Raw genomic sequence first — 12718 nt, 5'->3', positions numbered from 1 at the left:
ACTCGTGCGGAAACAGGCACAAGACCAGCGTGAAGTAGAACATCAGCCGGGCGGGCAGTGCGCGGGTCCGCTGTTCCCTACGCCAGTACTGATCAATAACTCGATCGACCAATTCCACAGGGAACGTTCGGGTCAGCACGCCGACGGCGGCCCGATCGGCCACGCTGACACCCGCGCCCGCACCTGCCTCAAGATCCACAAGTACGCAGGATACCGGCCACGCGACAACCTAAACGACCGGCATTGCGCTTAGACGGGGATCGCGGCGGTGCCCTTGATCTCGACCAGCGCCTCGGTGTCCCAGAGGCGCTGGACGCCGATCCCGGCCATCGCCGGGTAGTCCCGTCCGGCGAGTTCGCGCCACACCGCGCCGATTTCCCGGGCGTGCGCGCGGTAGTCGTCCACGTCCACGATGTAGACGGTCAGCTCGGTCACCTGCTCGGGGCGGCCCCCGGCGGCGCGCAGCGCGGTGAGCAGGTTGCCCAGCGCCTGCCGGAACTGCGCGACGACGCCGTCCCCGACGATCTTGCCGTCGGCGTCGAGCGCGGTCTGCCCGGCCAGGAACACCAGGCGGCAGTCCGAGGCCACCACGGCGTGCGAGAAACCCGCCGGGCGGGCCAGTTCCGCGGGGTTGATCCGTTCGATGGTCATGATTGCACCGCTCCTCCGTCCACAGTGATCGCTTGTCCGTTGATCGCGGCGTTGCGCACGCACAGCTCCACGACGTCGGCGACCTCGTCCGGGCTGATCAGCCGGCCGATGGGCTGCCGGCCCTCCAGCGCGCTGCGGGCCTGTTGCGCGCTCCGCCCGGTCTTGGCGGTGATGTTGTCGATGGTGCGTTCGGTCATCGGCGTGTCGACGAAGCCGGGGCACACGGCGTTGACCGTGACACCCGTCCTGGCCAGCTCCGCGGCGGCCGAGCGCACCAGCCCGAGCACGCCGTGCTTGCTGGCGGTGTAGGCGCTGACGTAGGGGTCGCCGCGCTTGGCGGCCATCGACGCGATCACCACGATCCGGCCGAAGCCGCGTTCGACCATCGCCGGAACCGCCCGGCGCAGGAAGCGGAACGGCGCGGTCAGGTTGATCTGCAGCGCGCGTTCCCAGTCGTCGTCGGTCGTCGCGGTCAGCGGTGCCGAGGTCGCGGTGCCCGCGTTGAGCACCAGGACCTCGACCGGTCCCCATTCGCGTTCGACCGCGTCGAAAACGCGGTCCGGGGCCAGCGCGTCGGCGAGGTCGGCGGGCAGGTCGAGCGCCGGTCCGGGCAGCCGCGCGGCGGCCTCGGCGAGCTCCCCGGCGCTTCGCGCGGTGAGCGCGACGCGGTTGCCGGATTCGGAAAGTCGCTGGGCGATGGCGCGACCGATGCCCCTACCGGCGCCGGTGACCAGGCAGTTTCTCGTCGTCACGGAGGCGATATTACGTAAAATTGACGGTCGTGCGCAATGCGGCATACGCTGCCGGGAGCGGAACCGACGGAAGGAGCCCGCGGTGCGCATCGCGGTCATCGGTGGCGGTCCAGGCGGCTTGTACTTCTCCGCGCTGCTGCGGCAGCTCGGCCCGGAGCACGAGATCGCCGTGTGGGAGCGCAACGCGCCGGACGACACCTTCGGATTCGGCGTGGTGTTCTCCGACGAGACACTCGGCGGCATCGAGCACGCCGACACCGGGATCTTCCACGCCATGCAACGGGAATTCGCCAGGTGGGACGACATCGACGTGCACCACCGGGGCGCCTCGTCCACCTCCGGCGGCCACGGCTTCGCCGCGATGAGCCGCAAGCGGCTGCTGCGCATCCTTCAGGAGCGGTGCCGCGAACTGGGCGTGGCGCTGCACTTCCAGGCCGGGGCGCCGGACGTCGAGCGGCTGTCCGCCGACTACGACCTGGTGGTCGCGGCCGACGGCGCGAACTCGGCGGTGCGCGCCCGGTTCCCGGAGACCTTCCGGCCCAGCGTGGAAACCGGGCGCTGCAAGTACATCTGGCTGGGCACCGACCTGGTCTTCGACGCGTTCAAGTTCGTCGTCCAGGACACGCCCCACGGCATCATGCAGCTGCACGGCTACCCCTACAGCCGCGACGCCAGCACCTTCATCGTCGAGATGCACGAGGACGTCTGGCAGCGCGCCGGATTCGCCGACTTCGCCGCCTCGGCGTCGACCAGGCCCGGCGACAGCGACGAGAAGTCCATCGAGCTGATCCAGGAGCTGTTCGCCGACGCCCTGGCCGGTCACGAGGTCTTCGCCAACAACTCGAAGTGGCTGAACTTCCGGACCGTGCGCTGCGACTCGTGGCGGCGCGGCAACGTCGTGCTGCTCGGCGATGCTGCGCACACCGCGCACTTCTCCATCGGCTCCGGCACGAAGCTGGCCATGGAGGACGCGCTGGCGCTGGTGGCCTGCCTGCACGAGCAGCCCTCGATCGACGCGGCGCTGGAGGCGTACGAGGCGGAGCGACGTGCGGTGGTGACCTCCACGCAGCGTGCGGCGCAGGCCAGCCTGGAGTGGTTCGAGAACATCGGCCAGTACGTGCACCAGGATCCCGAGCAGTTCGCCTTCAACCTGCTCACCCGCAGCCGCCGCGTCACCTACGACAACCTGCGGCTGCGCGACCCGGAGTTCGTCGCCGGGATCGACGCCTGGTTCGCCGGCGCGGGCGAGGTCCGGCCGCCGATGTTCCAGCCGGTGCGGCTCGGCCCGCTGGAGCTGCCCAACCGGGTGGTCGTCTCGCCGATGGACATGTACAGCGCGGTCGACGGGGTGCCGGACGACTTCCACCTCGTGCACCTCGGCAGCAAGGCCCTCGGCGGGGCCGGGCTGGTGATGACCGAGATGGTGTGCGTGTCCGAGCAGGGGCGGATCACGCCGGGCTGCGCCTGCCTGTGCACCCCGGAGCAGGAGGCGGCCTGGCGGAGGGTGGTGGATTTCGTGCACGGGAACACCGCCGCGAAGATCGGCGTCCAGCTGGGGCACTCGGGCCGCAAGGGATCGACGAAGCTGATGTGGGACGGCATCGACGACCCGCTGGACGAGGGGAACTGGGAGGTCGTCGGCCCCTCGCCGCTGCCGTACTCGGCGGCGAACCAGACGCCGCGGGAGCTCACCGCGGCCGAGCTCGCCGACATCAAGCAGCAGTTCGTCGCCGCCGCGCAAGCCGCCGCACGGGCCGGGTTCGACGTGCTCGAACTGCACTGCGCCCACGGCTACCTGCTGTCGTCCTTCATCTCCCCGCTGGCCAACCAGCGCACCGACGAGTACGGCGGATCCCTGGCGGGCAGGCTGCGGTTCCCGCTGGAGGTCTTCGACGCGGTCCGCGAGGTGTGGCCGGCCGACCGGCCGATGACGGTGCGGATCTCGGCAACCGATTGGCACGAGGGCGGGGTGGACGCCGACGAGGCGGTGCGGGTCGCGCGCGCGTTCGCGGAGCACGGCGCGGCGGGCATCGACGTCTCCACCGGACAGGTGGTCAAGGCCGAGCGCCCGGCGTTCGGCCGGAGCTACCAGACGCCGTTCGCCGACCGGATCCGCAACGAGGTCGCGCGCGAGCACGACATCGCGGTGATCGCGGTCGGCGCGATCTCCTCCTACGACGACGTCAACTCGCTGCTCCTGGCGGGCCGGGCCGATCTGTGCGCGGTCGGCCGGACCCACCTCTACGATCCACAATGGACTCTGCATGCGGCGATCGAGCAGGACTACGACGGCCCCGGTGCGGCGTGGCCGAAGCAGTTCCGGGCCGGTCGGCGCAAGCCGCAGACCGGGCGCACCGACGGACCGAAACCCCGCCTGGAGCTGATCCGCAGCGGCGGCCGGGGCACCGCTCATGCCCGCTGGAACCCCGCCGAGGAAGGGACGGAATGAGTACCTTCGCACTCACCGCGCAGCAGCGAGAGTTCGTCGAACAGGTGGGCCGGGTCGCGGCGGAACAGCTGCGGCCCGTGGCCGAGTCCGGCACGCCCGGCTCGGTCAACCGGGACCTGATCAAGGCGATGGGGGAGCAGGGCCTGCTGACGAAGCTCTTCCCCGGCGGCGCGGGATCGCGGGAGGCGGCCTCGCTGGACCTCTGCCTGCTGCGCGAGTCGCTGGGACGTGTGTGCACCGAGGCCGAGACCGCGCTGGCGCTGCAAGGGCTGGGCAGCTACCCGGTGCTGCAGTCCGGCCAGGACGAGCAGGTGCGGCGCTGGATCCCGGCGGTCGCGGCCGGGGACGCGGTCGCGGCGTTCGCGCTCACCGAGCCGGACGCCGGGTCCGACGCCGCCGCGCTGGAACTGGCCGCCGAGCCGGACGGCGACGGTTGGCGGCTGACCGGGGAGAAGATCTGGATCTCCAACGCGCCGGAAGCCGACTTCTACGCGGTGTTCGCCCGGACGACGGCCGGTGCCGGGGCCAGGGGTGTGAGCGCCTTCGTGGTGCCCGCCGACCGCCCGGGGCTGTCCGGCGAGCATCTGGACATGATCAGCCCGCACCCGCTCGGCCGGCTGACCTTCGACGGGGTCCGGGTGCACCGCGCGGAGCTGCTGGGGGAGCAGGACCGGGGCTTCCGGGTGGCGATGCGCACGCTGGACCTGTTCCGCCCCAGTGTCGGCGCCTTCGCGGTGGGCATGGCGCAAGCGGCCCTGGACGCGGCGGTCGAGCACGCCGGAGCGCGCCGTGCCTTCGGCGGAACGCTCAAGGACCTCCAGGCGGTGTCGCACCCGCTGGCGGAGATGGCCACCCGGACCGAGGCGGCCCGCCTGCTGGTCTACTCGGCGGCAGCGGCCTACGACGCGGGCGAGCAGAACCTGGCCGGACGCTCGGCGATGGCGAAGCTCTTCGCGACGGAGACGGCCCAGTACGTGGTGGACGCGGCGGTCCAGATCCACGGAGCGCGAGCGCTCCACAAAGGACATTTGCTCGAATACCTCTACCGAGAGGTCCGAGCGCCCCGGATCTACGAAGGAGCCTCGGAAGTCCAACGCACCATCATCGCCCGCGACCTCTACCGCTGATCCCGGCTGAGATGATGACCGCATGAGCGCACCCCCGGATGGATTGCCGGTCTACCGAGTCCTGACCGGCCCCGATGACGCGACGTTCTGCCGCCGGGTCAGCGAGGCGCTCGCGCTCGGCTACCGCTTGCACGAAGGCCCTGCCGTGACCTTCAACGGCGAACGCGTGATCGTGGCCCAGGCACTGCTGTGGCCGGGTGCCGGCGATGAGCCTGCCGACTAGCGCTCCGGATCGTGACTGGGGCCGTCAGCCGCCTTGCCACACCGGGGGCGCTCGGCGTTGAAGGCGGCGTGGAACTCCGCGTAGTCGGCCGTCTTCAACCGCGGTTTTAGGCCCTGTCCGGCGGATCATGGCGTCGTAGGCTTCAGGACATGCACAGCACCCTGACGGAGCACGCCCGGTGTCTCTACGGAGACGAGTACCGACCCACGCCGGAGTGCGACCAGGAACACCGGGAGCACTACTTCGTCGAGGAGCTGACCTTCGCGGACGCGGACGAGATCCTCGCCATGCTGCGTGGGCTCAGTCCACACGGGGTTGACGGCCAGTTGCCGGTCTGGGTCCGGAATCTGGCCTATCGGCTGGTGTTGTTGCAGCGGCCGGACCAGCCGGCGCTGATGCGCGAGGCTGCCGAGAACCTGTGGCTTCACGGGCCGGACTGGGACGACGTCGCGGCAGACCTGGAGAGGCGGGCCGATGCCCTGGAAGCCGGCTGATCATGGCTTGAGCCGGAGACGGATCGACAGTGCCGTGGCAGACATAGGCGCGCTTGTCGAACCTCGTGGCCATAGCCCGGAAGTTTTCAGGGCATTGCTTGATTTGAACGTGCTATGGCATTCATCGATCGTCGCCAGCATTGACGCAGTGCCCGGACCTTGCGTGCTGCTGTGATAGCTCGTGTCAGCGAGTGATAGCCCTTCACGCATGGCCGGGGCGTGACTCGTCAGCGACCCTGCCACTCCGGGGGGCGCTTGGCGTTGAACGCGGCGTGGAACTCCGCGTAGTCCGCCGTTTTCATCAGCAGGGCCTGGGTTACGGCTTCTAGTTCCAGGGCTCCGGAGAGGCTCATGTCGAGTTCCCGGGTGAGCAGTTCTTTGGTCTGGGCGTAGCCCTGGAACGGGCCGGTGGCCAGGCGTCGGGCCAGCGCGGCCACCGCTTCGTCCAGCTCGTCGTCCTCGACGAGTTCGCTCACCAGGCCGTAGCGTTCGGCCTTCTCCGCGTCGATGGTGTCGCCGAGCATCAGCAGCTGGGTGGCGCGGCCGAGGCCGACCAGGCGGGGCAGCAGGTAGGCCGAGCCCATGTCGGCGCCGGAGAGGCCGACCTTGGTGAACAGGAACGCGAACTTCGCCGAGCGGGACGCGATGCGGAAGTCCGCCGCCAGGGCGATCACGGAGCCCGCGCCGGCCGCCATGCCGTGCAGCGCCACGATGATCGGGATCGGGCACTCCCGCATCGCCTTGATCACCGCGCCGGTCATCTTGGTGAACTCCAGCAGCCGGTCGGCGTCCATCTTCAGCGTTTCGCCGATGATCTCGTTGACGTCGCCTCCGGAGCAGAACGCCCGCCCTTCGCCGCGCAGCACGAGCGCCCGCGTGTCGCCGCGCTGCGGGAGCTCGGTCAGCAGGTCGCGCAGGTCCGCGTACGCCTCGAAGGTGAGCGCGTTGAGCTTGTCCGGCCGGTCGAAGGTGACGGTGGAGACGCCGTCGGCGTGCTCGAAGCCGAAGTGCTCCCACTCGGCGGTGATGGGGGCCGATCCGCGGAACGGGCTCATGGGGGCGTCCTCCCTGGGCGTGCCGGATGTCGGGAGCGTATCACTGAAATTTGACTGCCGTCATCAATGCGACATGTTTGACGAGGAGTATGGCGAGATATTGACTGTCGTCACATCAAGTGAATACTTGGGGCGAATCGCGTGGCCCCTGTCGTCGTTGGAGGGAGCGCTGCCGATGCAGCCCTCGTCGCAGTTATCGGTGTCCGGGCACGTCGACACGTTCTGCCGGGACAACCTGCCGCCGCGCGAGCAGTGGCCGCAGTTCCGGTTCGAGCTGCCCGAGCTGGCGTACCCGGAGCGCCTCAACTGCGCCGAAGTGCTGCTGGACGACGCGGTGGCGCGGTGGGGGCCGGACCGACCGTGCCTGGTCACGCCGACCGAGCGCTGGACCTACGGGGAACTCCAGCGGCGCGCCGGCCAGGTGGCGCAGGTGCTCGCAGAGGATTTCGGCCTGCAGCCGGGCAATCGGGTGCTGCTGCGCGGCCCGAACAACCCATGGCTGGTGGCGAGCTGGTTCGGCGTCCTCAAAGCCGGTTGCGTCGCGGTGACCACGATGCCGCTGCTGCGCTCCGGCGAGATCGGCCAGCTGATCGAACTCACCCGCCCTGCCCTGGCGCTCTGCGATCACCGCTTCGCCGCCGAGCTCCGCGACGCGACCCCCGGGGTCGTGATCGCGACGTACGGCGTCGACGCGGACGGAAGCCTGGACCGCCGCTGCGCGACGAAGACTGGCGAGTTCACCGCGGTGCAGACGGCCGCCGACGACGTCGCGCTGCTCGCGCCCACCTCCGGCACGACCGGAAAACCCAAGGCCACCATGCACTTCCACCGCGACGTGCTGGCCAATGCGGACACCTTCGCCAGGCACGTGCTCAAGCCCGACGCCGACGACGTGTTCACCGGAACCCCGCCGCTGGGCTTCACCTTCGGGCTGGGCGGCCTGGTCGTGTTCCCGATGCGCGTCGGGGCGTCGTCGCTGCTGCTGGAGAAGGCCGGCCCGGACGACCTGGGCGAGGCGATCGCCGAGCACGGCGTCACGGTGCTGTTCACCGCGCCGACTGCCTACAAAGCGCTGCTGTCGGCGGACCGGGGCGCGGACCTGGCGACGCTGCGGCGCTGCGTGTCGGCCGGGGAACACCTGCCCAAGGAGGTGTGGGAGGCGTTCCACGCCCGGACCGGCATCAAGATCATCAACGGCATCGGCGGAACCGAGCTGCTGCACATCTTCATCTCGGCCGCCGACGACGACATCCGGCCGGGCGCCACCGGCAAGGCGGTGCCCGGGTTCGAGGCGGCGGTCCTCGACGACGACGGCGAACCCGTGCCCGATGGTTCGGTGGGGCGCCTCGCGGTGCGCGGGCCGACCGGCTGCCGCTACCTCAACGACGCCCGGCAGCAGCAGTACGTCCAGCACGGCTGGAACATCACCGGCGACACCTACGTCCGCGACGGCGACGGGTACTTCTGGTACCAGGCGCGCAACGACGACATGATCATCTCCGCGGGCTACAACATCGCGGGCCCAGAAGTGGAGGAGGCGCTGCTGGGGCACCCCGACGTGGTCGAAGCCGGGGTGGTGGCGTCGCCGGACGAGCAGCGCGGCTCGATCGTCAAGGCCTACGTGGTGCTGCGCGACGGACTGGTGGGCGACGCGGACAAGGCCGCCGAGCTGCAGGACTTCGTCAAGCAGCGCATCGCGCCGTACAAGTACCCGAGGGCGATCGAGTTCCTGGAAGCTCTGCCCCGCACCAGCAACGGCAAGCTCCAGCGCTTCGTCCTCCGCGAGCGCGCCCGGGCCTGACCGCCCGTCTCCGGACTAGTTCTGCGCGGCCGCCACCTGGACTCCGTCCTCCGCAATTTCCATTGAAATCGAACCTTCGATTTCAATGGAAATTGCGGATCCGGGTGCAAGGGCAGGAACTAGGCGCCGAGGCGTTCGTCGAGGATCTGGTGCAGTGCGGAGAGGCCATTGTGGACTTCGACGAAACCGGTGCTCAGCGGGGCGAGTCCGATGCGGATCCCGTCGGGCGCGCGGAAGTCCGGGATGACACCGCGGTCCCAGAGCTGCTCGGTGATCTCCCGGAAGTCGGCCCGTCGCACGGTGATGTGGCTGCCGCGGCGCTCGGGTTCGCGCGGTGACGCGAGCTGGACGCCCCGGTCGAACAGCCATGCCTCCGCCAGTTCGAGGGCGTACTGGGTCAGCAGCGACGACTTCGTGCGGACCGCCTCGATCCCCGCTTCTTCGAGCATGTCCAGGCTGGCGAGCAGGGGGAGCATCGCCAGGATCGGGGGCGTGCCGCTGAGCATCCCGCGGATGCCGTCGGCGGGGCGGTAACCCGGGCCCATCTCGAAGGGTTCGCGATGTCCCATCCAGCCCCAGATCGGCTGCTGCGTAGATCCGTGGTGACGGTTGTTGACATAGCCGAAGGCGGGAGACCCGGGCCCACCGTTGAGGTACTTGTAGGTGCAGCCGACGGCGAAGTCGGCGTCCCACGCGTCGAGCTCAACGGGTACCGAGCCAGCCGAATGGCAGAGGTCCCACAGCACCAGCGCGCCCGCCCGGTGCGCGGTGCGGGTGATCGCTTCGGCGTCGGCCAGGTAGCCGGAGCGGTATGCGACGTGGCTGAACACGACCAGCGCGGTGTCCGGGCCCACCGCCGCGGCGACCTGTTCGTCGGTGATGCCCGCCGCCGGGTCGGTCTCGATCCACTTGAGGACCAGGTCGCGTTCGGCGGCGATGCCTTCCAGGACGTAGCGGTCGGTGGGGAAGTTGTCGGTGTCTAGGACGATTTCGCGGCGGCCGGGCCGGGCGGCGACCGCGGCGCGGGCGAGCTTGTAGAGCATGACGGTGGTGGAGTCGGCCACGACGACCTGTCCGGGCTCGGCGCCGAGCGCGGCCTTGCCGAGGCGGTCGCCGACCGCGACCGGCCAGTCGAGCCATTCGTCGGTCCAGCCCCGGATCAGGCGCTGTCCCCACTGCTGGTGGATGAACCGGTCCATGCGTTCGGGGAGCGCGCGGGCGGGGCGCCCCAGGGAGTTGCCGTCGAGGTAGGCGACGACGTCCGCGCCATCGGGGGTCAGGAACCGCTCCCGGAAGCCGCGCAGCGGGTCGGCTTCGTCCAGCGCATGCGCCTTCTCGAGGAGGTCGGTGCGGTCGGGCATGGCGTTCTTCCTCTGCTGGTGGTCGAGTCAGGTCGTGGGCGACAGGTCGAGAACCCGGGCCGTGCACAGGGAACCGGCGAACCGGGGCGGCCGGCGATCGAGACCGCTCGGCACCCAGCGGGGCGGCGCGGGACTGTCGAGATCGGTCATCGCGGCCAGCACGTTGTCGGGTGGGCCCCGCACCGGGATGCAGGACGACCTTGATGGCCCGAGCGCCGGACCGGTGCTGCTCACCCACGGCGGCTTGGGCGTCGAACACCGAACGCACCTCCCGGAAACTACCGGGCGGTGCCCAGGACCGGTCGCTGGGATACCCGCCCGGCGCGGTCAGGAAGGCTCCGACGGCTCGGACCTGCGGCAACTCCGGATCGCGATGGCCCCACCAGGCGGAATCGGCGATCACCCAGTCCTCTTCGCCGCTGGGCACCGTGGGTTACCGGGTGATCTCGGTGCGCACCGCGTACAGCTCGGGGAAGAAGGTCAGGTCCAGGGCGTCGCGGAGGAAGGGCACCCCGCTGGACCCGCCGGTGCCCCGCTTGAACCCGATCGTGCGCTCCACGGTCTTGAGGTGCCGGAAGCGCCAGAACTGGAAGTTCTCCTCCAGGTCCACGAGTTCCTCGCAGGCCTCGTAGGCTTCCCAGTTCTCCTCGGCCGACTCGTAGATCTGCCGGAAGACGGGCACGAGCTCGGGCGCGTAGGTGTGCGCGCGGCTGATGTCGCGCTCCAGCAGCGGCGCGGGGATCGGGTACCCGCAGCGGGAGAGGTGCCGGAGGAACTCGTCGTAGATGCTGGGGCGCCCGAGCAGCCCGGACAGCAGGGCGTGGGCGCGCTCGTCGTGGCGGAACACCTCCAGCATCTCGGCGTTCTTGTTGCCGAGGATGAACTCCACGGCGCGGTACTGGTAGGACTGGAATCCCGATGACCTGCCGAGGAATCCGCGGAACTGCGCGAACTCCGTCGGGGTCAGGGTCGCCAGCACCGACCACTGCTCGGTGAGGGTGTGCTGGATGTGCTTGACCCTGGCTAGTCCCTTGAGAGCGGGCTGCAACCGGTCGCCCGCCAGGTGCTCGCACGCCGTCCGCAGCTCGTGCAGCACGAGCTTGAGCCACAGCTCCGCCGCCTGGTGCTGGATGATGAACAGCAGCTCGTCGTGGTGCTCGGGTTCGCTGACGGGCTGCTGGGCACCGAGCAGCTGGTCGAGGTTCAGGTACTGGCCGTAGGACATGGCGGTGCGGAAATCCCTGACCACCTCGTCCTCGATGGGACGGGTGTTCGTCGCATCGACCATCGGTTCTCCTCACGCCCCGCCCGAGCGGGCGGAGCCGACGCCGGTTCATGTCGCATCCTATACGAACGTCACGAACAGACAATACTCGTTCGAGTCGGCGACAGGTGCCCTGAACAGCGTCCGGCGCTGTTTCGGATGGCGCGTTCGGGGCGTGGCCGTGCGGGACGCAGCGCGGCGATTTCGCGCGAAATCGCCGCCGATCTCAGGTGCCGGGAGTCATCGGGATGGGCCGGGCGAAGCTTGATCCAGAGTGGACAATTCGGGTGGTTCGCCATGGCCCTGCCACGGCCGGGCGAGCGTGATCAGCGCCGACGCGGAGACGAGGACGAAGCCCAGCACCACGACGGCCATCGACATGGCGGTAGTGCTGCCCAGGACGCCGGGCAGGGGCGCGGCCGCGGCGGCGAGCACGAACTGGGCGCCGCCGAGCAGGCCAGAAGCGGCTCCGGGGGCGTCGCCGCCGACCGCGAGGATGATGGTCGTCGACGCGGGCAGCACCACGCCGAACCCGGAGGCCAGGCCGAACAGGCAGGCCCAGGTGACCGGGAACGTGCTGATGCCGACGGCCAGCAGCGCGACCAGCGTGATCGAGGCGGCGACCGTGACGACCACCCCGATGACGAGCAGGGAGTTGAGCCGCACGCGCCCGGCCAGCCGTCCGAACACCGCACCGGCCACTGTGGTGCCGACGGCGTTCGTGGCGAAGACGAGGCTGTAACCGGTGGGGGACAAGCCGTAGACGCGCTGGAAGACGAAGGGTGAGCCGGTGATGTAGGCGAACAGGGCGGCCAGCCCGCACCCCATGACCAGGAGGTGCCCGACGAGCTCACGCCGCCGGAGCAGTCCGCCCATGGCGGTGAGCGCGGGCCGCAGTCCGCCGGTCCGGCGCCGCTCGGTGGGCAGCGACTCGGGAACCCACGCCCAGACGGCGGTCATCAGCACCAGGCCGGTCGCGGCCAGCGTCACGAACACCAGGCGCCACGAGCCGACGCCGAGGACGAGGCCACCGGCGAGCGGTGCCAGCACCGGCGCGGTCATCGCGATCACGCTCAGCGTCGAGAGCTTGCGGGCCGCGCCGGGGCCGGTGAACAGGTCGCTGATGACGGCCCGCCCGATGACGAGCCCCGCACTGCCTGCGACCCCTTGCAGCAGCCGGGCGACGTCGAACACGACGATGGTCGGGGCGAACGCGCAGACCAGGGACAACGCGGTGAACAGGCCGGAACCGGCCAGGAGCAGGCGTCGCCGCCCGGTCGCGTCGCTGACCGGGCCGAGCACCACCTGGCCGACGGCGAGCCCGACGAGGCACGCCGTCAGGGAGAGCTGGACGGCCGCTCCCGAGGTCGCGAACGAGGTGACGATCTGGGGGAAGGCCGGCGCGTACATGTCGGTGGCGAACGGCGATACCGCCGAGAGTCCACCGAGGACGATGATGAGCCGCCCCGCCCCTGCACGCGGGGAAGTGGCTTCGATGCTGGCGTTCATCGGTCTCCAACGGAGGATGTCTGCTACGGGGA

General features: G+C 70.1%; 13 protein-coding genes. 5 read left to right on the top strand and 8 right to left on the bottom strand.

Annotated elements, in window-relative coordinates:
- From E1288_RS22090 to E1288_RS22080, 3 genes are all read right to left on the bottom strand, one after another.
- A partial coding sequence (locus tag E1288_RS22090; protein ID WP_207954298.1) for a transposase domain-containing protein occupies positions 1-199 on the bottom strand: 199 nt, incomplete at its 3' end.
- Between the two features lie 50 nt (positions 200-249).
- The gene (locus E1288_RS22085; RefSeq protein WP_132487994.1) at positions 250-651 is read right to left on the bottom strand and encodes a RidA family protein; all 402 of its coding nucleotides are present in this window, start codon (positions 649-651) and stop codon (positions 250-252) included.
- Positions 648-1403, bottom strand: a complete 756-nt coding sequence (locus E1288_RS22080) for an SDR family NAD(P)-dependent oxidoreductase (protein WP_132487992.1) — start codon at positions 1401-1403, stop codon at positions 648-650. Before E1288_RS22080 ends, E1288_RS22085 begins: the two co-directional genes overlap by 4 nt.
- An 82-nt stretch (positions 1404-1485) precedes the next feature.
- Between E1288_RS22080 and E1288_RS22075 the strand changes: the two genes are divergently transcribed.
- From E1288_RS22075 to E1288_RS22060, 4 genes are all read left to right on the top strand, one after another.
- Positions 1486-3852, top strand: a complete 2367-nt coding sequence (locus E1288_RS22075) for a bifunctional salicylyl-CoA 5-hydroxylase/oxidoreductase (protein ID WP_132487990.1) — start codon at positions 1486-1488, stop codon at positions 3850-3852.
- Positions 3849-4979, top strand: a complete 1131-nt coding sequence (locus E1288_RS22070; protein WP_132487988.1) for an acyl-CoA dehydrogenase family protein — start codon at positions 3849-3851, stop codon at positions 4977-4979. Before E1288_RS22075 ends, E1288_RS22070 begins: the two co-directional genes overlap by 4 nt.
- A gap of 22 nt (positions 4980-5001) precedes the next feature.
- The gene (locus tag E1288_RS22065) at positions 5002-5202 is read left to right on the top strand and encodes a DUF1737 domain-containing protein (RefSeq protein WP_132487986.1); all 201 of its coding nucleotides are present in this window, start codon (positions 5002-5004) and stop codon (positions 5200-5202) included.
- Between the two features lie 149 nt (positions 5203-5351).
- Positions 5352-5696 (top strand): hypothetical protein, encoded by a 345-nt coding sequence (locus tag E1288_RS22060; RefSeq protein WP_132487984.1) that lies wholly within the window; start codon positions 5352-5354, stop codon positions 5694-5696.
- A 227-nt stretch (positions 5697-5923) separates the two neighbouring features.
- Here the strand turns inward: E1288_RS22060 and E1288_RS22055 are convergent, their stop codons facing one another.
- Positions 5924-6751, bottom strand: coding sequence for an enoyl-CoA hydratase family protein (locus E1288_RS22055; RefSeq protein ID WP_132487982.1), 828 nt, complete (start codon positions 6749-6751; stop codon positions 5924-5926).
- A gap of 175 nt (positions 6752-6926) precedes the next feature.
- Here E1288_RS22055 and E1288_RS22050 point away from each other — a divergent pair, with 175 nt between their 5' ends.
- Complete coding sequence (locus E1288_RS22050; RefSeq protein ID WP_132487980.1) at positions 6927-8552, top strand: AMP-binding protein; 1626 nt, start codon at positions 6927-6929, stop codon at positions 8550-8552.
- Between the two features lie 119 nt (positions 8553-8671).
- Here E1288_RS22050 and kynU read toward each other — a convergent pair whose 3' ends face one another.
- From kynU to E1288_RS22030, 4 genes are all read right to left on the bottom strand, one after another.
- Positions 8672-9913 carry a kynureninase gene (gene kynU, locus E1288_RS22045; RefSeq protein WP_132487978.1) on the bottom strand — a complete coding sequence of 414 codons (1242 nt, stop codon included), beginning with the start codon at positions 9911-9913 and terminating at the stop codon, positions 8672-8674.
- Between the two features lie 27 nt (positions 9914-9940).
- The gene (locus tag E1288_RS22040; RefSeq protein WP_132487976.1) at positions 9941-10147 is read right to left on the bottom strand and encodes a hypothetical protein; all 207 of its coding nucleotides are present in this window, start codon (positions 10145-10147) and stop codon (positions 9941-9943) included.
- A 199-nt stretch (positions 10148-10346) separates the two neighbouring features.
- Entirely contained in the window at positions 10347-11201 is an 855-nt protein-coding gene (locus E1288_RS22035; protein ID WP_132487974.1) for a tryptophan 2,3-dioxygenase, read from the bottom strand.
- Between the two features lie 216 nt (positions 11202-11417).
- Positions 11418-12686 carry a multidrug effflux MFS transporter gene (locus tag E1288_RS22030; protein ID WP_132487972.1) on the bottom strand — a complete coding sequence of 423 codons (1269 nt, stop codon included), beginning with the start codon at positions 12684-12686 and terminating at the stop codon, positions 11418-11420.
- Positions 12687-12718: the final 32 nt, after the last annotated feature.

Source organism: Saccharopolyspora elongata (genome assembly GCF_004348985.1).
Lineage (GTDB): Bacteria > Actinomycetota > Actinomycetes > Mycobacteriales > Pseudonocardiaceae > Saccharopolyspora > Saccharopolyspora elongata.
Note: the sequence above shows the minus strand (reverse complement) of the source record. Positions and strands in the feature narration are given on the sequence as shown.